A 22,031-nucleotide genomic window follows, 5' to 3' on the forward strand; every position below is an offset into this window, starting at 1 on the left:
CCTGCGCGGGATCCGCCTCGGGACCCTTCAGGGGCCCGTGCGGCTCCGGTGCGTTCCGGGCCGGTACGGGAGGCCGCGAGCCGTTCCGAGGTGCAGCCCGCTCCGGGCCCCCGGACAATGGACACCGTACGCGTCCGTATCCGCGACCAAGGCGCCCCACGGCGCCCGACCCGCTAGGGGGCGGTCGACGATGGCGTTGCGTCAGCCGATCCGGTCACGCACCGCGTCCGGATCACTCCGCGCGTGGACGCTGGTCTATCTCCTGGTCGTGACCCTGCTGACCGTCGCCTACCTGCAGTTCCCCGCCCGCCACACCACCCTCTGGGCACTCATCGGACTCGGCGGCGTCGTCGCCATCCTCGTCGGCGTCCGTCTGCACCGGCCCGCCCGGCGCTGGCCCTGGCTGGTGCTCGCCGCCGCCAACTTCGCCTTCGTCGCCGGCGACACCGCCTACAACGCCCTGGAGGGCTTCTTCGGCCAGACCCGGCCCTTCCCGTCCGTCGCCGACGCCCTGTACCTGGCCACCTACCCGCTGTTCGCCATCGGACTGTTCGGCTTCATCCGCTACCGGGCCGCCGGCCGCGACCTCGCGGTCGTCCTCGACGCGCTGATCCTCACCTCGGGACTCGCGCTGCTCTCCTGGGTCAACCTCATCACCCCGCTCGCCAGAAGCGAGGACATGACCTGGATCGAGAAGGCCATCTCCATCGCCTATCCCCTCGGCGACGTCCTGATGCTCGCGATGCTCGCCCGGCTGCTCGTCCCCGGCGGCCTGCGCTCACGGTCCGTGCAGCTCCTCACCCTCGGCACCTGCGGCATCCTCGCGTCCGACGTCATCTACGGCACCCTCCAGCTCAAGGGAACCTGGCAGGTCGGCACCCCCCTGGACCTCGGCTGGGTCGTGTTCTTCACCGCCTGGGGCCTCGCCGCCCTCCACCCCTCGATGACCGGACTGACCGAGCGCGCCCCCGAACCGACACCGCGCGTCGCGGAGCGCCGCCTCGCGCTCCTCGCCGGCGCCTCCCTCGTCGCCCCCGCCCTGCTCCTCCTCCAGTCGCTCCGCCACGACAAGGACCAGGACATCGGCGTCATCGCGATCTTCTCGGCCCTCATGTTCCTGCTGGTCCTCGCCCGGCTGTGGAGCATGATGACCGCCCACGGCAAGGCCGAGGCGCGCGAACGCAGTCTCAGGGTCGCCGCCGCCTCCCTCGTCGCCGCCCTGAGCCCGCGCGAGGTCGCCGGAGCGGTGGAGACGGCCTCCGCCACGCTCTTCGGCCCCGGCACCGACCACCGGGTCCTCCTCTTCACCCGGGACCGCAAGGGCGGCCTCACCGCCGTGGCCACCGCGGCCCACCCGTGGAGCTGCCGCACCGACCGGCTGACGCGCCCGCCCACGACGGCCTGGCCCGAGCTCGTCGCCCATGGCGCCCGGCTCGTTCCCGTGGACCGACTCGACCCCGCCGTGGCCGCCGAGGCGGCGCCCGAGTCCCACGTACTCCTCTGTCCGCTGGAGCTCCAGACACCGGCCGGACGCGAACCGCTGCTCGGCGCGCTGCTCCTCGCCGGACCCGAGAAGAAGCTCTCCGAGATCGCGGGCCCCGCCCAGTCCCTCGCCTCCCAGGCGGCCCTGGCCCTGGAGCGCTTCGGGCTCAGCGAGGAGGTCAACCGCCGGACGAGCGAGGCCTACTTCCGGACGCTCGTGCACAACACCTCGGACGTCATCCTCATCGTCGACGACGACGACACCGTCCGGTACGCGAGCCCGTCCGCCGAGTCCATGTTCGGTCACTCCCTGATCCCCGGCACCCCGCTCACCGAGCTGCTCGCGCCCGCCGACAAGGCCAGCGCCCTGCGCGTCCTCGCCGACGCCCGGTCACGCGCCACGGTCGACGCCCGGGACGACTGGAAGCTGCTCCACGGCGGCCCGGGCGGCCCCGGAGGCTCCGCCGACCGCCAGGTCGAGGTCCGGTGCAGCAACCTCCGCAACGAACGCACCGTGCACGGACTCGTCCTCACCCTCAGGGACGTCACCGAGCAGCGGAAGCTGGAGCGGGAGCTCACCCACCGGGCCTTCCACGACTCCCTCACCGGCCTCCCCAACCGCGTCCTGCTGCTCGAACGCATCGAGCGCGCCCTGCTCCGCGGCCGCCGCGAGTCCACCCTGACCTGCATGCTCTTCGTCGACCTCGACGACTTCAAGGTCGTCAACGACACCATGGGGCACTCCGTCGGCGACGAACTCCTGGTCGCCGTGGCCCGCCGCCTCACCTCCGTCCTGCGGCTCACCGACACGGCGGCCCGGCTCGGCGGCGACGAGTTCGCCGTCCTCATCGAAGGGGCCAGGGAACCCAGCGACGCCGAGACCCTCGCCGCCGAGATCGTGCACACCCTCAGCCAGCCCTTCCACCTCACCGACGGTGCCGTCTCCGTCTCCACGAGCGTCGGCATCGCGACGGTCCTCGACAGCGCCCACGCCGAGGAGCTCCTCGGCCACGCCGACCTCGCCCTGTACGCGGCGAAGGCGGCCGGCAAGAAGCGCTGGCGGCTCTTCCACCCCGAGCTCCACTCCCGGCTCGTCGCCCGGCACGAGCTCCAGGCGGGCATGGACACGGCCATCGCCGACCACGCCTTCGCCCTGCGCTACCAGCCCATCGTGGAGGTCGACGGCGGGGCCCCCGCCGGACTGGAAGCCCTCATCCGCTGGCCGCACGCCCGGCGCGGGATGGTGCCGCCCGACCAGTTCATCACCCTGGCCGAGGAGAGCGGCCACATCATGCCGCTGGGCGCCTGGGTCCTCGAACACGCGGCGCTCGACATCGCCCGCTGGCAGCGCTCCCGCCCGTACCAGCCACCCCTGTACGCCAACGTCAACGTCTCCGCCCGCCAGTTCCGCGACCCGGGTTTCCTCGAAGGGGTACGGCGCACCCTGCGCTCCTCGGGGCTGGCTCCGGGCTCGCTCGTCCTGGAACTCACCGAGACCGTCCTCATGCGCCAGGACACCCAGATCCGTACGACCATGGCCGCCCTGAAGGATCTCGGGGTGTCCATCGCCATCGACGACTTCGGCACCGGTTTCTCCTCGCTCAGCTATCTCCGCGAGTTCCCGATCGACATCCTCAAGGTCGACAAGTCGTTCATCGACGACATCACGACCGACCCCCAGCAGGTCGCCCTCGTGGAGGGCATCGTGCGCATCGCCGACGTCCTCGGCCTGATGGTCGTCGCCGAGGGCATCGAGCACGAGGAGCAGCGGGCGCTCCTCGCCGAGATGGGCTGCCGCTACGGGCAGGGCTACCTCTTCGCCCGGCCGATGACCGCCCACCAGGCCGAGTCGTACCTGCACCGCGCCCCGGCCACCGGCGCCCGCCCCGCCCTCCAGCCGGCCCGGCCCGTCTCCCCGGCCTCCTCGATCCTCCCGGCGGGAACCGTCCCGACCACCGTCGCCGCGACCGCCGCCCCCCGGCCCTCCACCGCGACCACCCCCGCCACCCGGACCGGCCGGCCGCCGCGCCCGTCCCGCTGGCGCGACCTGGAACACCTCCAGCGGACCAGCCTCATGTGCGACGCCGTCATCGACGAGGTCGACGGCCGCCGGATCCGGGTCGGCGAGGACTGGCTCGTCGACTTCGCCTCCTGCAACTACCTCGGCTTCGACCTCGACCCCGAGATCATGGCCTCGATCGAACCGGAGGTCAGACGGTGGGGTACCCACCCCAGCTGGTCCCGGCTCATCGGCAGCCCCCGGCTCTACCCGCGCATCGAGGAGCGGCTCACCGAGCTCCTGGGCGCCCCCGACACCCTCCTCCTGCCCACGATCACCCTCATCCACCAGTCCGTCATCCCGCTCCTCGCCGGCACCGGCCAGATCTTCGTCGAGGCGCAGGCCCACCGCACCGTGTACGACGGCTGCGTCGTCGCCCGAGGCCAGGGCGCCGAGATCCACCGCTTCCGCTCCGAACGGCCCGAGGAGCTGGCGACCCTGCTCCGCGGCGCACCCGGGGACGCGGGCCGGCTCGTCTGCATGGACGGCGTCAACAGCATGACCGGCAACTTCCCGGACCTGCCCGCCCTGGCCAGGATCTGCCGGGAGAACGGCGCCCTGCTGTACGTCGACGACGCCCATGGCTTCGGCGTCATCGGGGAGCGCTCCCCGGACGAGAGCAGCCCGTACGGCTCGCGCGGCAACGGCATCGTCCGCCACCTCGGCGAGACCTACGACGACCTGGTGCTGGTGGGCGGCTTCTCCAAGGCGTTCTCCTCGCTGCTCGCCTTCCTCGCCGTGCCGAAGTGGCTCAAGGACCACCTGAAAGTGGCGGCGGCCCCGTACCTCTACTCCGGGCCCTCGCCGACGGCCTCGCTGGCCACCGCGCTCGCCGGGCTCGCAGTCAACGACGAGCGCGGCGAGGAGATCAGGGCCGAGCTCTACCGCATGACGGCCCGGGTCCTCGCCCACGTCCGGGGCCTCGGCCTCGCGACGCCGAACACCGACGGGCTGCCGATCGTCGAGATCCCGCTCGCCGACGCCGAGGACCTCGACACCGTCGCCGCGTTCCTCTGGGAGCACGGGATCTACGTGACGCTCGCCTCCTACCCGCTCGTCCCGCGCGACCGGGTCGGCTTCCGCATCCAGATCACCGCCGCCAACACCGACGAGGAGATCGATCAGCTGTGCGAGGCGCTCACGGCGCTCGCCGAGCGGTTCACCCTCCAGCACACCGAGGCCACGGAGCCCGGTCCCGTCGCGGCCGGTCGCCGGCCGCCGGAGCGGTGATGGACAGGGCCGGGTCACCCGGCCCGCCGCGTCCGCAGGACCGGGTGCTGGGACCGCGCCGCAACCGTGACGCCGACTGGAACGCCTGGCCCGTCGCCGACTACCTCGCCGAGAACTACCGCAGGCTCCACCCCTGCGACGTCGGCGTCATCCGCCACCACGCCGCCGTCTACCGGACCATCGCCCCCGGCGCCCTGTGCCGCACCCTCGAACTGGGCGCGGGACCCAACCTGTACCCCCTCATGCAGGCGGGCGCCGCCAGCCTCCGGGTCGACGCCCTGGAACCGAGCGCCGCCAACGTCCGCTATCTGCGGCAGCAGCTCACCGACGGCCCCGACGACAGCTGGCGGCCCTTCTACACCCTGTGCCGCAGCCTCGACCCCGCGCTCCCGGAGAGCTGCACGGAGGCGCTCCGCAGGGTCCGGGTCGTCCCCGGCGTCGCGGAGGACCTGACGGACGGCACGTACGCCCTGGCGTCGATGAACTTCGTCGCCGAGAGCGTCACCGAGGACTTCGCCGAGTTCACCGTCCTCTGCGACGCCTTCGTCCGGGCGGTCCGCCCCGGCGGCCGGCTCGTCGCGTCCTTCATGGAGCGCATGCCGAGCTACCGCATCGGCACGGGACCGGTCTGGCCGGCCTGCCCCGTCGACGGGGCCGCGCTGCGGGCCGTCTTCGCACCCCGCACCACCGGCCTGCGGATCGAGCGGCTCGCGAAGGACCGCACCCTGCCGGAGTACGGCGACACCGGCGTCCTGCTGCTGACCGCGCTACGGCGTGACGGTCCCACGGCGTAGCGCGGGCGGACCCGGCCGTGGTCGAGTGTCAGGCGAGGAGTTCCCGGTAGAGCGCCGCGTACCGGGCGGCGAACCGTTCGGGACCGAAGTGGTCCTCCGCCAGCGACCGGCCGCGCTCCGCGAGCACGTCCCAGGAGCGCGGCTGGTCGAGCAGCCACGCCAGCTGCTGCCCGGTGCGGCGCGCGTCGCCCGCGGGCGCCCGCAGCACGGCGTGGCCGAAGTCCGCGAACTGCGGAAGGTCGCTGAGGATCGCCGGCCGCCCCGAGGCCAGCGACTGGAGCACGGTCAGCGGGATGTCCGCCTTCCCGCCGAGCGAGTCCGGCGGGTAGAGCAGCACGTGCACCGAGGCGATCAGGTCCCGCATGTCCTCGACGTGGCCGCGGACCTCGACGTCGGGCAGCCCCGCCGCGCCGGCCCGCTCCCGCAGCGCCTCGTCCAGAAGAGCGGTGCGCTGCCCCGGCCGGCCGCGCACCGCGAGCACCAGCCGGAACCGCGCGCCCTCCCGCCAGGCTTCGGCCGCCGCGTCGATCACCGTCTCCGCGCCGCCCCGCGCATCGTGGTACCCGGCGAAGAGGACCACCGGATAGCCCTTCGGGCGCGGCAGGTACGGCCACGCGTCCAGGTCGATCATGGGCGGGACGACCCGTACGTCCCCGAAGTCCGCGGCCCGCAGCCGTCGCGCCATCGACTCCGACAGGGCGACCGTCGCCCCCAGGGGCCTGGCACGGGCCAGGAAGCGGGGGTCCATCACCCCGGTCACGGTGTGGACGACCGGCCGCCCCCCGAGGAGCAGCGGGCGGAGCCGGGAGAAGAGGGGGAAGGCGCGGCCGACGGTGAGGAAGACATGGACCAGGTCGACCCGGCGCGCGAACACCGCTCCGGCGAGCGCGGCCTGTACCCGGTGCGGGACGTGCTGGGCGCCGCTCCGGGTGAGCATGCGGACGGGGCGCCCGCGGCGCGGCGGGTGCGGCCGGTGGTCCGGCCACTGGGCGAACCAGACGAAGTCGACGTCGGGCAGCGCTTCGAGGACGTCGGAGGCGAGCCGGACGTCCGAGCCCTCCGCCCCGTCCAGCGGGCAGCTGGTCAGGAGCAGGACGCGTGGCCGCTCACGGGGGAGCATCACGCACCTCCGCCCCCGAGGGGACCCTGACGGCCGTCACGACACGCCTCCGGCCGAACGGACCCCGTGGCGGGCCCCGGTGGCGGCCCGACGGGCGGGTCCGGACGTGGCGAGCGCGGAGGCGGCGGTTTCGGGATCGGCCGCGGGCAACAGGTACACCTCGGGCACGCACGGGATCCGGCCCTCGGGGAACAGGGTGTCGGCCTGTGTCCGGTAGCCCCGGACCAGTTCGGCCTTCCGGTCGAGACCCCGCTCCCAGTCGCGGGCCACGAGTCGGTGACGCCCGGTGAACGCGGGGTCGGCGACGGCGTGCTGGTTGTACGGGAAGTCGCTGTAGTAGACGACCCGCCGGCCGCTCAGCTCGGCGGCGGTGCGGACGAGGACGTGGTCGGCGTGCCCGCCGACGCCCAGCGGGGCGAGGACGAGGCCGCCGGAGCGCGCGGGCAGCAGCGCCTCGACGGTCTCGCCGACCGCGTGCAGGGTGCCGGCGTCGCGCTCGGAGACGCGGCCGCGGGCCAGGTGGAGCCGGTACGTCGGGTAGACATGGGCCAGTTCGGGCAGCAGCCGGGCGAGCCGCTCCGTACCGGCGCGCGGGCGCGGAAGACGGCGGAACAGGCCGTCGACGAGGCCGATGTGGCGCGAGCGGACGTCGAGCAGCTCCAGGACGTGCCGGTCCTCGGCCCGCCGGGCGGCGAACAGCTCCTCCGCGTCCCCGGTCCCCGTCCGCTTCAGGTACTGCCGGGCCGAGAGGGTGTACGGCGGTGGCGCGGCCTCAGTGAACAGCGTCGCGATCGTCACCGGCGCCCGCCGCCCCGCCCAGCCGAGCAGCGCGCCGCAGGAGAGTACGGCGTCGTCCAGGTGCGGCGAGAGCACGAGCATGGGGGCGCCCGATCCGACGACGGTCCGGACGAAGCTGGTCAGCGGGTCGTCGGGCATGACGTCCCCCTCTTCCTCGGCCGCCGTGCGGGGGCGGGTGCGTCCAGGAGCCGGTGGGCCAGGGCAAGATAGCGGCCCGTCATCTCGTCCCACGAGTAGCGCTGGGAGGCGAGCGCGGAGCGCCGCCCCAGGGCGCGGCGGAGCGCCGGGTCGCGGGCGAGCTCGCCCATCCGCTCGCCGAGGGCCGTCACGTCGAACGGCGGGACGGCCACGTCGCCGCCCTCGCGCATCCAGCGCAGGGCGGGCAGGTCGAAGTGGAGGACGGGCTTGCCGTACGACATGCCTTCGAGGGCCACGCGACCGAACGCCTCGTGGCGGGAGGGCAGCACGAGGAAGGCGCTGTCGCGCAGGAGTTGGTGCTTGCGCTCCTCGTCGGCGTACCCCACCCAGTGGATCCGCGGCTCGGGCCCCCGGGTGCGGGCGGCGACGAGCGCCGCGAGCCGGCGCTCCTCGGCGGGCGTGCCGCTGCCCGCGAGCAGCAGGTCCAGCGGCGGGCGGGCCCGGTCGTAGGCGTCGAGGAGCAGGTCGAGGCCCTTGGCCCAGGTGTCGATCCGCCCCAGGTAGAGGATGAACTGGCCGCTGCCGAGCCGGGACTCGTCGAGCGGGCGCGGCTCCACGCCCTCGGCGAAGACCTGGACGTCGGCCCGGGGGCAGAGCCGCCGGATCGCCGAGCCGTCCGCCGCGTTCATCGCCACGATGTGACGGTAGCGGCGCAGCCCGAGCCGCTCGACCGGGAGGAACGACACGGGGGAGCGGCGCCGTGGCACAGCGGCGCCGCGACCCCGGTCGATGCCGACGACGGGCGCGCTCGTCGCCAGCGGAAGGAAGCCGGTCGGGAACGGGGGAGTGAAGATCTCCAGCCACAGGTCGTGCCGGATGCGGCGGGCCACGAAGGGCAGCAGCGCCAGGAACGCCAGGCGCCTGGCGCGCGGTCCCGCCCGGCGCACCGGCAGCCGTACGTACCGGACGCCGTCCCGGTACTCGGTCCCGGCGCGTTGGGACGCCGTCACGACCGTCACCCGGAAGTCCTCCGCGAGCCTGCGGGCCACCTTGCCGACGACCAGGGCGGCGCCGCCGCCCCGATGGCCGCGGTCTCCGGACTCGTCGTAGACGGACACGACCACGTGCGGAGGCACCTCACCTCCGCGCTCGGTGCCTCCGCTCCCATGGCCCCCCTGCTCGGTGCCCGCGCTCCTCGGGCACCCGTTCCACCTGCCCCCGCTCGTGCCCCCGCCGTTCTCCTCCTCCGCGCCGTTCGCGGCCCTCTCCCGCACCGTGTCGAGGACCTGCTCCACGGCGGTGGCGGCGAGGAGCGACGGGGCCCGCGCGCCGTCGACGCGCGACACCCGCGGCAGCCGCGTGGACCAGGCCTGGTAGCGGTACCAGCGGTCGGCCGAAGCGCCGGTGGCCTCCTGCCGGCCGGGCCAGTGCAGCGGCTCGGGCCCGGTCTCCACGAGCAGCGTCAGACCGTACCGCTCCGCGATCCGGCGGAAGACGCGCGTGGCCACCGACGAGGGGGGCGGGTCGAACGTCACCAGTGCGTCGAGGGGCCCCCGGTCGGTCAGGACCACGGCCTGCCTGCCGTGCGCCCGCAGGATCGCCGTCAGCAGGGCGACCGCGATCCGCACCGCCGCCTCGGCGGCGTCGACGAACGCGTGGGCACGGCGCGGCAGGGACCCCCGGCGCTCGGGGTCCGAGGCCCGCCGTGCCCATCGCTCACCCGGCTCCCCCGCATCCCTCACCCGTGGCGGAACCGGGAACCTGCGGCACAGGAAGCAGCCGTGGCACTGCGTGGTGACCGGTACGCTCCGCTCGCGCAGCAGAATCGCGAGCCTGCGGACCAGCGAGGACGTGGCCGCGCCGTCCGGACCGGACACCGCGACGAGGACGACGCTCCGTGCGCCCGTCACGGCACCCGCCGCCTCACCACGACGAGGGCGGCCTGTCGACCGCGGCGGTGGCCGTTGTGGGCCGGAGGGGGTGGGCCGTCGGGTCCGGCTGGTTCGCCGGAACCGGCGCGGCGTGGCGCGTGCGCCCTGACCGTACGGGCGCGTCGGCGACGGGCGGCGCCGCGGGGCCTGCACGTCCGGCTGACGGGCGCGGGGGCGGCGGCGCGGAGCCGGTCGGAGGTCCGACGGGCGGGGTGTTCGGTGGGGCGGGGCTGTGTGCGGCAGACCCGACGGCGCCGGGCCTCGGAGAGGGGCCAGTCGGTCACCCGCCGCAGGGGATGCGGAGCGGGTGCCGCCGGCATGCGGTTGATGTGGAGTGAGGTCACGATGCGCCTCTTCCGGCAACCGACCCTACCGAGGGTCTGCTCAGGACGAAAATGATGCTCTCTCCAGGCTTAGCCCCCGGGATGTGATTCGTCAACCGGAGAGGTGACGGGGCCGCCGTGGGCGCGCCGGAGGCTGCCGTGGGCGAACCGCGAGAGGGCGTTGTGCGGCCGTTCGTCGAGGAGCGTGCCGAGGATGCGGGTACCGTCGCGGACCGTGCGCGGGTGCGAGGGGCCGTGGCGGCGCGGCAGTTCGCGACTGGGCACCTCGGCGACGCGCAGCCCGTAGTGCAGGGCGTGCGTCACGAGTTCGGCGCCGAGTTCGACACCGTCCTCGCGCAGGTCGAGGAGGTCGACGAAGCCCCGCCGGAACGCGCAGAACCCGTACCAGAGATCGGTGAGCTGCTGACCGTAGAGCCGGCGCGCCACGCGCAGGAGGGCGCGGTGGCCGAGGCGTCGGCCGAGCGGATAGTCGGCGACCGACCCGCCCGCGATGAAACGTGAACCCTTGACGAAGTCGAATCCGCTTTCCAGATAGTGCAGGTAGTGCGGAATCTCGTGCGGCGACATACTGCCGTCGGCGTCCATCAGCACGATCAGATCCCCGGTGGCCGCGCGCAGCCCCGCGTGCGGAATGTCGCCCCGGGTGAAGTCCCAGACCCCGAGCGTCCGGACGGTCATCCCGTCCCGCGCGGGTCCCGCACCCGTCGGCCCGATCAGGACCACGTCCCGCACGTCCTGCGGCACTTGGCCGAGCAGCAGGTCGAGCGCGTTCCCCGGGTCCTGCCCGTCGGGGCGGACCGTCAGGACGAGGCTCACGGTGGGGGAGCGGGGCACCCGGTCGGTCGACCGGCGGAGGGGGTGCGCGTCACTACTCATGGGTACGGCCTTCCGCGCGGCGAACCGCGCATTGCTGCACACCGCGCATCTCAGAGTCCTGCGCCGAAGGTGGCGGCGTCAAGAAATGCGGAAGAATATGCGGACAGCCGTGAAGAAATACGTTTCCCCGCCGTCCTTCTTTCTGCGCCGGAATTCTGGACGACATACAATCCGGTCATGGCAGGGCGAATTGAGGACTACGCCCTCGTCGGGGATCTGGAGACGGCTGCGCTCATCGGAACCGACGGGTCCGTCGACTGGTGGTGCGCGCCCCGCTTCGACTCGCCCGCCTGCCTCGCGGCCCTCCTCGGTGATCCCGCCCACGGCCGATGGCTTCTCGCCCCGGCCGGAAAGACCCGCTGCACGCGCCGGAGTTACCGCGGAGACACGCTCGTCCTCGACACCTTCTGGGAGTCCGTCACCGGCACCGTCCGCGTCACCGACTTCATGCCCCCGCGTTCCCCCGGCCCCGCCCCCGAAGGCGGTCCGAGAATCATCCGCGTCGTCGAGGGGATCGCCGGACGGGTATCCATGCGAAGCGAGTTGGGACTCCGCTTCCATCACGGCAGCATCGTGCCCTGGACCCGCTCGGTGGACCGGAGCACCGTCGCCTCCGTCGCGGGACCCGACGCCGCCTACCTCTCCTGCGGCCCCGGCGTCGACCCGACCGTCACCCCGGACCGCACCACCGTCGAGTTCACCGTCTCCGCCGGGAGCCGGACCGCCTTCGTCCTCGGCTGGCGCCCCTCGCACACGGGGGTGCCCCCCACCGCCTCGCCCGCCGAGATCGACGCCACCCTCCTGCGTACCCTCGCGTTCTGGAACGACTGGGCGGCCTCGCTCCGTTACGAAGGGCCGGCCAGGGAAGCCGTCCTCCGCTCCCTCCTCACCCTCAAGGCGCTCACCTACGCCCCCACCGGCGGCATCGTCGCGGCCGCCACCGCCTCCCTCCCCGAGAGCATCGGCGCACAGCGCAACTGGGACTACCGCTTCTGCTGGCTGCGCGACTCCACCTTCACCCTCTCCTGCCTGCTGCGCGGGGGGTTCCGCCGGGAGGCCGTGGCCTGGAAGGACTGGCTGCTCCGGGCCGTCGCCGGCGATCCCGCCGACCTCCAGCCGCTGTACGGGGTCGAGGGGCAGCGCCGGCTCCCCGAGGTGTACGCGGACTGGCTGCCCGGCTACGAGGGTTCACGCCCCGTCAGGTTCGGCAACGCGGCCGTCGACCAGTTCCAGCTCGACATCTACGGCGAGGTGCTCAACACCGTCTACTCGGCCGTACGCGCCGGGGTCGCCGTCGACCCGCCGGCCTGGGCCCTGGTGGCCGAGCTCCTGGAGTACCTCGGCACGCGCTGGTGCGAACCCGACGAGGGCATCTGGGAAGTCCGCGGCCCGCGCCGCCACTTCGTGCACTCCAAGGTCATGGCCTGGGTCGCCGCCGACCGCGCCGTCCGCCTCGCCCGCGTCGCCGGCCTGCGTGGCTCCGTACGCCGCTGGCAGGCACTGCGCCACGAGATCCACGCCGATATCTGCACCCGCGGCTGGAGCGAGGAGCAGCAGTCGTTCACGCAGTACTACGGCGGCCACGAGGTCGACGCCACCGCCCTGCTGATCCCCAGGCTCGGCTTCCTGCCCGCCGACGACCCCCGGGTCCTCGGCACCGTCAAGGCGATGGAACGGCTCGACGAGCACGGCTTCCTCCGCCGGTACGGCGACGTCAGGGACGGCGGGGCGCACCACCTCGACGACCTCGGCGGCACCGAGGGGGCCTTCGTCGCCTGCACGTTCTGGTACGCCGACGCCCTCGCCGCGACCGGCCGCCCCGCCGAGGCCAGGGCCGTCTTCGAGCGGGTCCTCGCCATCCGCAACGACGTCGGGCTCCTCGCCGAGGAATGGGACCCGGTGGCCCGCCGCCAGCTCGGCAACACCCCGCAGGCGCTCAGCCACGTGGCCCTGGTGAACACGGCCTTCACGCTGTACGGCACGCGCCGCCACGGCCGCACGGCCACCCCCCGGCTCGCCGTGGCGTGACCGCCCCGCCCCGCCGCTCGCGCCTTCGGCGTGTCGTTCGGGTGCATCCAGCGGGCGGGTCCGCCGCGCGTGGGTTCGAATCGGGGCATGGCTTCCAACGACAGGCTCCGCGCCGGCGGCACTCCGAGGCCGCTGGAGACCGGTGACACCTGGTGGTACGCCGCCGTGGCCGGCGAGGCCGCCGGCTCCTTCAGTACCAGGGTCCGCAGCCGGACCCGGCGTGCCTGCCTCGGGGCCGTCCTGCTCCTCACGGTCGTCTACGCGGGCCTCGTGCTCACCGCGACGGGCCGCCGCTGGGGCGACGCGGCCCTCACCGGACGGCGCGCCGACACCGCCGCCGCCACTCTGCTCCGCGAGCATCCCTCGCTCGCCGGACTCACCACGCTCTCGCTGCTCCTCGGCTGCGCCCTGCTGCTCGCCACCGGCCTCCTGCGCAAGCGGTACGCGCTCACCGGAGCCGTCGCGGGCGCCCTCGTCACCTCCCTCGCGCTGACCGGGCTCCTCCAGCGGTACGCGCCACGCCCCCGCCTCCTCGACGCCGGCGGGGCACTGGTCCAGAGCGGCTTCCCCAGCGCCCAGACCACCCTCGCCCTCGGCACGGCCTTCGGCCTCGCCTTTCTCGTCCCGTACCGGCTCCGCGGACTCACCGTCCTCGCCGGCACCCTCTGGGCCGGAGCCGTCGGCGCCTACACCGTCGCGGCGGGCGACCACCGCCCCGGCGACCTGATCGCCGCCGCCCTCGTCGTCCTCGCCGTCTTCTGCGGACTGGCCGCCCTCCTCGCCCGCAAGGGCAAGATCCGCCCCGCCCGCCGCGGCCCCCTCGCACGCGCCCTCGCCGTCGCCGTCCCGCTCGCCGCCCTCGCGGCCGGCGGACTCGGCGCCGGCCTCTGGCTCCTCGGCGACACCCTCTCCCTGCCCGCCACCGCCCCCTACGACCCGGCCGAGCTCCGGCTCGCGCACCGCTGCGGACAGGCCCTCGCAGCGGGCGTCACCGCCGCCGCGGGACTGCTCCTGCTCACCCTGCTCCGCCGCGTCGACATGGACCGGGCCCCCGCCCCGTACCGGCTCGGCGGCCCCTTCGTGGAGGCCGCCGGGGCGCCGCGCGACGGCGAGGTCGTGGGGCCCTTTACGGAGGACCTCGATCACGAGATATCTTGATGTCGAGCAATCTCGCATACGCAGACGTGGAGCTGGAGAACCCTGGTGACTGACTCGACCATCATCTACACCCACACTGACGAGGCGCCCGCCCTGGCGACGTACTCGTTCCTGCCCGTGATCCAGGCGTATGCCTCGCAGGCCGGCGTCACGGTCGAGACGCGGGACATCTCCCTCGCGGGCCGCATCATCGCCGTCTTCCCGGAGTACCTGGAGGAGGGCCAGCGCATCCCCGACGCCCTCGCGGAGCTCGGCGCGCTCGCCAAGACGCCCGGCGCGAACATCATCAAGCTGCCGAACGTCTCGGCGTCCATCCCGCAGCTGAAGGCCGCGATCGCCGAGCTCCAGGCGCAGGGCTACGCCCTCCCGGACTACCCGGACGACGCGCAGACGGACCAGGACAAGGACGTCCGCGCCCGCTACGACAAGATCAAGGGCTCGGCCGTCAACCCGGTCCTGCGCGAGGGCAACTCCGACCGCCGCGCCCCCGCCTCGGTCAAGAACTACGCCAAGGCGCACCCCCACCGCATGGGCGCCTGGACCTCCGAGTCGAAGACGAACGTCGCCACGATGAGCGAGAACGACTTCGCCTCCACGGAGAAGTCCGCCGTCATCGCGCAGGACGACACCCTCCGCTTCGAGTTCACCGCCGCCGACGGCACGGTCTCCGAGCTCCGCGAGCCGCTGAAGGTCATCGCCGGCGAGGTCGTCGACGCCGCCGTCATGCGCGCCGCCGCCCTGCGCACCTTCCTCAGCGAGCAGGTCGCCCGCGCCAAGGCCGAGGGCGTGCTCTTCTCCGTGCACCTCAAGGCCACGATGATGAAGGTCTCCGACCCGATCGTCTTCGGCCACGTCGTCCGCGCCTTCTTCCCGGCGACCTTCGCCAAGTACGGCGAGGTCCTCGCCGCCGCGGGTCTCTCCCCGAACGACGGCCTCGGCGGCGTCCTGAAGGGCCTGGAGTCCCTCCCGCAGGGCGCCGAGATCAAGGCCTCCTTCGAGGCCGAGCTCGCCGCGGGCCCCGCCCTGGCGATGGTCGACTCCGACAAGGGCATCACCAACCTGCACGTGCCGTCCGACGTCATCGTCGACGCCTCGATGCCGGCCATGATCCGCACCTCCGGCCACATGTGGGGCCCGGACGGCCAGGAGGCCGACACCCTCGCGGTCCTCCCGGACCACAGCTACTCGGGCGTCTACCAGGTCGTCATCGACGACTGCCGCGCCCACGGCGCCTTCGACCCGTCGACCATGGGCTCCGTCCCGAACGTCGGCCTCATGGCGCAGAAGGCCGAGGAGTACGGCTCCCACGACAAGACCTTCGAGATCGCCGAGGCCGGCACCGTCCGCCTCGTCGACTCCGAGGGCAACGTCGTCCTGGAGCAGGAAGTCGCCGAGGGTGACCTCTTCCGCGCCTGCCAGACCAAGGACCTGCCCATCCAGGACTGGGTCAAGCTCGCCGTCACCCGCGCCCGCGCCACCGGCGCCCCGGCCGTCTTCTGGCTGGACGAGAACCGCGCCCACGACGCGCAGCTGATCGCCAAGGTCAACGAGTACCTCCCGCAGCACGACACCGAGGGCCTGGACATCAAGATCCTGTCCCCGGTCGAGGCGACGAAGTTCTCCCTTGAGCGCATCCGCCGCGGCGAGGACACCATCTCGGTCACCGGCAACGTCCTCCGCGACTACCTGACCGACCTCTTCCCGATCCTGGAGCTGGGCACCAGCGCCAAGATGCTGTCGGTCGTCCCGCTGATGGCGGGCGGCGGACTCTTCGAGACCGGCGCCGGCGGCTCCGCCCCGAAGCACGTCCAGCAGCTCGTCAAGGAGAACTACCTCCGCTGGGACAGCCTCGGCGAGTTCTTCGCCCTGGCCGCCAGCTTCGAGCACCTCGCGACGACCACGGGCAACGCCCGCGCCCAGGTCCTCGCCGACACGCTGGACCGCGCCACCGGCACCTTCCTCAACGAGGACAAGTCGCCGACCCGTCGCCTCGGCGGCATCGACAACCGCGGCAGCCACTTCTACCTCGGCCTCTACTGGGCCCAGGAGCTCGCCGCCCAGACCGAGGACGCGGAGCTGGCCAAGGCCTTCGCCCCGCTCGCCGAGACGCTGGCCGCCAACGAGCAGAAGATCGTCGACGAGCTCGTCGCCGTCCAGGGCTCCCCGGCCGAGATCGGTGGCTACTACCAGCCCGACGCGGCCAAGGCCGAGGCCGTGATGCGCCCGTCCGCCACGCTGAACGAGGCCCTCGCGTCCCTCGCCTGATCCGGCGCGCGTCCGCCCCGGCGGACGACAGGTGCCGCCCCGGCCGGAAGGATTCCGGCCGGGGCGGTCCCGTCGGTGGCGCATCCGGCGTCCTGGTGTGAACCTGGATGGATGAGCTGGGCATCTTGGACGACCGCCGGTGTCTACACCGGGCGAGGTGGGGTGCTGACCGACGAGGCCGGCGTCGTCACGGGCGATCTGACCGTGCACACGACCTGGACCGAGGGCGAGGCACGCGTGGCCGTGCAGTACAGCGGCGCGTCCGACTGGTTCACCATGTCGGGCAGTCCCGTTCCGTGCACCACGGAGGAGGAGAGCCGCGACCTCCACGAAGCGGTCGTGGAGGCCGTCAGACAGGGCGCCGGGGCCACCGTCCCGAACCTGCCCCGACCACACGTGTAAGGTCTGTCCGCCGGACGGGCCCGGCCGTGACGCCCCGGGCGATCACGGCGATCGGACCGATTAAGTGTTATCCCTCCCGCTCCCACGGGTCTCCGAACGACGGGGGACTCGGGCCACGGATGAGGGAGCAGACCCATGCACAGCGACGAGCGCCGCACCACCGCACTGGTGGAGGCGGCCCGGGCCGGTGACACGCACGCCAGGGACGAGCTGGTACGCGCGTACCTGCCCCTCGTCCACAACGTCGTCGGCCGCGCCCTCGACGGCCACGCCGACACCGACGACATCGTCCAGGAGACGATGGTCCGGGCCCTCGACGGCCTCGCGGGCCTGCGTGACCCGGACCGCTTCCGCTCCTGGCTCATCGCCATCGCCATGAACGGCATACGGCGCCGCTGGCGCGAGAACCGGCAGGCCCCCGTGCCCGGCCTCGACCGGGCCGCCGACCTCGCCGACCCCGCCGGCGACTTCACCGAGCTCACCATCCTCCGCCTCCGCCTCTCCGGGCAGCGCCGCGACGTGGCCCGCGCCACCCGCTGGCTCGACGACGAGGACCGCGAACTCCTCTCCCTGTGGTGGCTGGAGGCCGCCGGAGAGCTGAGCCGCGCCGAACTCTCCGAGGGCCTCGGCGTCTCCCCGCAGCACGCCGCCGTCCGCGTCCAGCGGATGAAGGAACGCCTGGAGACCGGCCGGGCCGTGGTCGGCGCCCTCGACGCCGATCCGCCGTGCCCCGGACTCACCGAGTCCCTCACCGCCTGGGACGGCCGTCCCTCGCCCCTCTGGCGCAAGCGGATCGCCCGCCACCTGCGCACCTGCGCCGCCTGCACCGGGCAGGCGGTCGGCGGCCGCGGCCTCGCCCCCGTCGAGGGCCTGCTCGTCGGCATCGGGCTCGTCCCGCCGCTGGCGGCGGCGGCCGTGGCCCGGCGCGGCGCGGAAACCCTCGCGGCCGAACCCGTGGGCCGATGGACCCCGATACGACGCGCCTGCGTCGCCGGAGCCGCGACCGTCGCCGTCCTCGGCGCGCTCGCCGTGCTCGTCCCGAGGCAGGAGGAGGTACGCGTGACACCCGACCGGCCCCGCGCCGCGAGCCCGGCACCCGCGCCCCCGACCACCCCGGCGCCTCCTACCACCCGGGCGGCCACCGTCGCCGCCCCGGCCCCCACGACCCGTACCCCGGCACCCCGCCGCACCACGCCCCCGGCACCCGAGCCCACCGCAGAGGAGCGGGTGACCGAGAAGGTCAACAGGCTCCGGGCCGCGGCGGGTTGCGGCCCGCTGCGGACCGACCCGCGACTGGTCGCGGCGGCCCGGGGGTACGCCCGCGACATGGTCGCGCGGGGCTACTACGCCCACAACAGCCCGGAGGGCGAGTTCGCCGACGCGCGGATCACCGCCGCCGGGTACGACTGGAGCGCCTGGGCCGAGAACCTGGCCCAGGGGGCGACGGACCCGACGGCCGTCGTCGACGGCTGGACCGACGGGGCGATGCACGAGGAGAACATGCTGGACTGCCGGTACCGGGACACCGGTGTGGCGTCGGCGCCCGGTCCCGGCGGCATGATCTGGGTGCAGAAGCTGGCGGCCCCGGCCTCCTGAACCCGCGCGGCACCCCGAAGGGCGCGGATCAGCCCTTGGCACCGAAGTTCTGCACCCACCAAGGCCCGTTGGCGGTGAGGGTCACCCCGACGCCGATGTCCTTGAAGGAGCAGTTGAGGATGTTCTCGCGGTGACCCGGGCTGTCCATCCAGTCCTCCATCGCCTGCGCCGGGGTCACCGGCCCGCGGTGGATGTTCTCCCCCCACGTCGACCACCTGTACCCGGCGCCGGTCATCCGGTCGCCCGCGTCACGGCCCTCAGGGCTGTCGTGCTCGTAGTAGTCCCGCGCGGACATGTCGTCGGAGTGCCCCTGGGCGGCGGTCCGCAGGTGGCCCTCCGCGCGGAGCGGCCCGCAACCGGCCCTCTCGCGCTCGATGTTGGCGAGCGCGACGACCTCCTGGACGTAATCGGAGACCTTCCCGCCGGCGGCACCGGTGCCGGACCCGGACCCGGCCTCGGACCCCGACTTGGCATCGGAACCGCTGCCGGACTCGCGGCCGGAACCGGACCCCGTCGCGGCCTCGGAACCGGCGCCGGTGGATCCACCCGGCTGCCGCCCCTGCTCGCTCCCGTGCCCGGGCTGCTCCCGCGCGGGCGCGGAGGGGGAACCGGGCCGTGGTGACGTCGTCGCCGCCTTCGTCTCCGATGTGGACTCCGACCGAGGAGGTGCGGTCCGGGCCGCCGGCGTCTTCGCCGCGGAGCGGGCGGGCGTGGGCGCGGTCGAGGGGGCGGAGGGAGGCGCGGAGGGGGTCGCTGCCTCGCGGACCGTCGTGGCCGCGCCGGGCGAGGCTCCCGAGGTGTCCGGGGTGTTGGCGGGCGCGGCGACGGCCGCGGGGCCGGCGGCCGGGGCGGGGGAGGCGACGTACACCCCGGCCGCCACCGTCAGGACGACGGCCGCGGCCCCGGCGGCGGTGACGGCGGTACGGAAGCCCGGACGCCGCGGGGCGCGCCGCCGTGCGCCGTGGCCGCGGGCGCCCTTCCGGTGGCGCCCGCCGTCCCGCACGGGGTGATCGAGCCGTACGACGTGCTCGTCGTGCTCCGCATGTCCGTTCGAGTCGACGTGTTCAGGGTCTTCGGGATGACCGGGGTGGTCGTGGTGCCGCATGGAGCTCCGCTCTCTCGCCGAGGTCGCCGGACGGTCCGGCGCTGGGGAGAGCCACCGGGGCGACGGCGGTAACACTTTCCGCCCCCGGCCGCCCCGACACTCCTCGTCAACCCGACGCGTCAATGCACGTCCGAGGCTTTCAGCCCTGCGGGATCACCGCCACCGGGCACGGCGCGAGATGGAGCGCCGCGTGGGCCACGGAGCCGATGCGCGGGCCCACGGCGCCGCGCTTGGCCCGCCGGCCGACCACCAGGAGCTGCGCGGCTCCCGAGGCGGAGAGGAGGACCTGCCCCGCGCTGCCCAGTTCGACGTGCTCCGTCACCGGGACCTCGGGGAACCGCTCCCGCCAGGGCGCCAGGGCCTCGTGCAGCGCCTTCTCCTCGTACGGCACGAGACCGCCCGCCTCGTCGGCGAGCCGCATCGACGCCGGGCTGTACGCGTAGAGGGGCGGCAGGCTCCAGGCGCGGACGGCCCGCACCGACGCCCCGCGCGCGGCGGCGGTCTCGAAGGCGAAACCGAGCGCCGCGGCACTGTCCTCGGGACTGCCGAGCTGGCCGACGAGGACGTCGCCGACCGGAGGCTCGGAGGGCTGGCCGTCGCGGGACCTCACGGCCACCACGGGCCGGCCGGCGGCGCCGATGATCTGCTGCCCGTACGAGCCGAGCAGGAAGCCCACGAGGGCGCCGTGGCCGCGCGAGCCGATGACGAGCATCTCGGCCCGCTCTTCGGTCCCGAGCAGCGCCGCGACCGGGGTGTCGAGCAGTACCTCGGCCGTGAGGGTGACGTCCGGGTGGCTCCGCGCGACCGTCGACTCGGCCTCGCGCAGGAGCTTTTCGGCGGCCCGCTCCTGGCCCGCCCGGTCCTGGACCAGCGGGATGTCGAGGGGTTCCCAGCGCCAGGCGTGGGCGAGCCGCAGCGGGAGCCCCCGGTGGAGGGCCTCGCGGGCGGCCCAGTCGGCCGCGGCGAGACTCTCCGGGGAACCGTCGACTCCTGCGACGATCTCACGACTCATCGGACTGCCTCCGTCGGTAGCGTGCCGGGCCCGCCCGGCGGCCGGGCCCTCCTCCCTCCAGCTTGGGCCCATCGGCAGCCCGAGGAGAGGGACGGACGTCCCGACATGCCGGACCGTCCGTCCCTTCTGTGGTGCGGTGAGGTGCGGTCAGGTGTGGCGTCGGGTGGGGTCAGGCCGGCAGGGTGAGTCGCGCGTGGGTGCCGTTGAGGTAGTGGTCGCCGATGTCGCGGAGCCGGTGTGCCGGCTGCGTGTGGGCGGTCAGGGCACGGGCGTTGCGCCAGAAGCGGTCGAATCCGGGCCCCCCTGACTGGGCGTCGGCGCCCTCGGCTCCGTCGACGAGTTCGAGGACGCGGGTCGTGACGCGGACGGCGGCCCTGCTGGTGATCGTCTCGGCGGCGGAGACCAGGACGGCGATGTCGGCGCGCTCCTCGGGGCTCAGCGTCGGTCCGGCGAGGAGCCCGCGGGCAAGGGCGTCCGTCGCCCGCTCGACCACCGCCGAGGCGGCGTGCGCGGTCGTGGCCAGCTCGCCGTAGGCCAGGAGCAGGTAGGGGTCGTCGCCCGCACCCAGGGGATCCGCGCCGACGGTGGCCGGCCCGCCGTCCGCCGGGTGCACCGGGGCCGGTCCGGCCTGCCCGGCGCGGCTGATGTCCCGGGCCTCGGAGAGCGCTCCCTCGGCGATGCCGAGCCCGACCTGGACGAGGAGCAGCCGCAGGGCGAGCGGGGCGAGGCCGGCGAAGGGGGTGACGGCGTGATCGTCGTGGGGGAGCCGACCGAGGACGTCGGCGGCCGGGACCGGGACGTGGTCGAAGGTGACGGTGCCCGCGCCGGAGAGCCGTTGTCCGACCCGGTCCGTGCCGGCGTCGGTGAACACGCCGGGGTGCGCCGGGTCCACCAGGACGATCAGCCAGTCGCCGGTCCCGCCGGGCCGGGCGCCGACGACCAGCCGGTCGGCCACGGCGACTCCGGAGGCGAACGTGCGGCGTCCGTCGAGGATCCAGCCGCCCGCGTCGGGCGTGAGCCGCAGGCCCTGGTCCTTCTCGGTGCGCGGCGGCTCGATGCCCCCGCCGAGCAGCCAGTGCTCCTCGGCGGTCCGTGCGTCGAGGGCGCCGGTGGGGGCGGGACAGGCGGGGGCGGTCGCCGTGTCCTCCGCCGGGCCGAAGAAGCGGCTGCTCCAGGACAGGACGTAGTGGTGGGCGAGGAGCTCGCCGACCGAGCTGTCGGCGGCGGAGATCTCCCGTACGACGGCGGACGCGGCCCGCCAGTCCGCGCCCCGCCGGTTCGCCCCGGGCGCCGTGAGGAGGGCGGGCAGTCCGGCCTCCTGGAGCCGGGCGACCTCGTCGAAGGGGGCCTTGCCGGCCCGGTCCCGTGCGGGCGCGTCGACGGCGAGGTCGTCGGCGAGCTCGCGGGTGACGCGGGGCCAGATCTCGTCGTCCGCGGGCCGGTCGGCCGGTGCCGGGACGATACGTATCGCGGTTCTTCTGAGCGATTTCCTCGGCGTACTCACGTCACCTCACCCGATCCCTCGTATCCCCACTGGATTACTAGGAATAGTGGCAGAGGCGGTGGCCCACCCCCAAGGGGCGTCCGAGGAGTGGACACGTGCGTCTTGTTCGGTGAGACGTCGTCATGTCGACGCTGGTCGCGCGGAGTTCTCCGCGTCGAGAACCGGCCGGACAGAAGGTTTCCGGACACC

General features: G+C 74.1%; 14 protein-coding genes. 7 read left to right on the top strand and 7 right to left on the bottom strand.

What is annotated here, in order from left to right; all coding sequences use genetic code 11:
* Positions 1-190: 190 nt before the first annotated feature.
* Together SGA01_RS03945 and SGA01_RS03950 are read left to right on the top strand one after the other, a co-directional pair.
* Entirely contained in the window at positions 191-4,771 is a 4,581-nt protein-coding gene (locus SGA01_RS03945; RefSeq protein WP_229917921.1) for an aminotransferase class I/II-fold pyridoxal phosphate-dependent enzyme, read from the top strand.
* Positions 4,771-5,565, top strand: coding sequence for a class I SAM-dependent methyltransferase (locus tag SGA01_RS03950; protein WP_229917919.1), 795 nt, complete (start codon positions 4,771-4,773; stop codon positions 5,563-5,565). The genes SGA01_RS03945 and SGA01_RS03950 overlap by 1 nt, the downstream gene beginning before the upstream one ends.
* A 28-nt stretch (positions 5,566-5,593) precedes the next feature.
* On the opposite strand, the gene SGA01_RS03955 is transcribed toward SGA01_RS03950, so the two are convergent.
* The 4 genes from SGA01_RS03955 to SGA01_RS03970 all read right to left on the bottom strand — a co-directional run bounded on the left by SGA01_RS03955 (position 5,594) and on the right by SGA01_RS03970 (position 10,772).
* Positions 5,594-6,685: a glycosyltransferase family 4 protein gene (locus SGA01_RS03955; RefSeq protein WP_229917948.1), complete on the bottom strand. Its 1,092-nt coding sequence runs from the start codon at positions 6,683-6,685 to the stop codon at positions 5,594-5,596.
* A 36-nt stretch (positions 6,686-6,721) separates the two neighbouring features.
* A complete protein-coding gene (locus SGA01_RS03960; RefSeq protein WP_141293301.1) occupies positions 6,722-7,621 on the bottom strand; it encodes a PIG-L deacetylase family protein in 900 nt (299 codons plus the stop codon).
* Positions 7,603-9,531 (bottom strand): glycosyltransferase family 4 protein, encoded by a 1,929-nt coding sequence (locus tag SGA01_RS03965; RefSeq protein ID WP_167533997.1) that lies wholly within the window; start codon positions 9,529-9,531, stop codon positions 7,603-7,605. The genes SGA01_RS03960 and SGA01_RS03965 overlap by 19 nt, the downstream gene beginning before the upstream one ends.
* A gap of 434 nt (positions 9,532-9,965) precedes the next feature.
* Positions 9,966-10,772: a glycosyltransferase family 2 protein gene (locus SGA01_RS03970; RefSeq protein ID WP_141293305.1), complete on the bottom strand. Its 807-nt coding sequence runs from the start codon at positions 10,770-10,772 to the stop codon at positions 9,966-9,968.
* 177 nt (positions 10,773-10,949) lie between these two features.
* Here SGA01_RS03970 and SGA01_RS03975 point away from each other — a divergent pair, with 177 nt between their 5' ends.
* From SGA01_RS03975 to SGA01_RS03995, 5 genes are all read left to right on the top strand, one after another.
* Entirely contained in the window at positions 10,950-12,800 is a 1,851-nt protein-coding gene (locus SGA01_RS03975; RefSeq protein WP_141293307.1) for a glycoside hydrolase family 15 protein, read from the top strand.
* 87 nt (positions 12,801-12,887) lie between these two features.
* The gene (locus SGA01_RS03980) at positions 12,888-13,958 is read left to right on the top strand and encodes a phosphatase PAP2 family protein (RefSeq protein ID WP_141293309.1); all 1,071 of its coding nucleotides are present in this window, start codon (positions 12,888-12,890) and stop codon (positions 13,956-13,958) included.
* A 45-nt stretch (positions 13,959-14,003) separates the two neighbouring features.
* The gene (locus SGA01_RS03985) at positions 14,004-16,223 is read left to right on the top strand and encodes an NADP-dependent isocitrate dehydrogenase (protein WP_141293311.1); all 2,220 of its coding nucleotides are present in this window, start codon (positions 14,004-14,006) and stop codon (positions 16,221-16,223) included.
* A gap of 111 nt (positions 16,224-16,334) precedes the next feature.
* Positions 16,335-16,625 carry a hypothetical protein gene (locus tag SGA01_RS03990; protein ID WP_141293313.1) on the top strand — a complete coding sequence of 97 codons (291 nt, stop codon included), beginning with the start codon at positions 16,335-16,337 and terminating at the stop codon, positions 16,623-16,625.
* Between the two features lie 135 nt (positions 16,626-16,760).
* A complete protein-coding gene (locus SGA01_RS03995) occupies positions 16,761-18,221 on the top strand; it encodes a sigma-70 family RNA polymerase sigma factor (protein WP_141293315.1) in 1,461 nt (486 codons plus the stop codon).
* Positions 18,222-18,249: 28 nt separating this feature from the next.
* Here the strand turns inward: SGA01_RS03995 and SGA01_RS41695 are convergent, their stop codons facing one another.
* The 3 genes from SGA01_RS41695 to SGA01_RS04010 all read right to left on the bottom strand — a co-directional run bounded on the left by SGA01_RS41695 (position 18,250) and on the right by SGA01_RS04010 (position 21,842).
* Entirely contained in the window at positions 18,250-19,326 is a 1,077-nt protein-coding gene (locus SGA01_RS41695) for a CAP domain-containing protein (RefSeq protein WP_229917918.1), read from the bottom strand.
* Positions 19,327-19,465: 139 nt separating this feature from the next.
* A complete protein-coding gene (locus SGA01_RS04005; protein WP_141293317.1) occupies positions 19,466-20,338 on the bottom strand; it encodes a universal stress protein in 873 nt (290 codons plus the stop codon).
* Between the two features lie 169 nt (positions 20,339-20,507).
* Complete coding sequence (locus tag SGA01_RS04010) at positions 20,508-21,842, bottom strand: acyl-CoA dehydrogenase family protein (RefSeq protein WP_141293319.1); 1,335 nt, start codon at positions 21,840-21,842, stop codon at positions 20,508-20,510.
* Between the last annotated feature and the right edge of the window lie 189 nt (positions 21,843-22,031).

Source organism: Streptomyces gardneri (assembly GCF_006539185.1).
Taxonomy (GTDB): domain Bacteria; phylum Actinomycetota; class Actinomycetes; order Streptomycetales; family Streptomycetaceae; genus Streptomyces; species Streptomyces gardneri.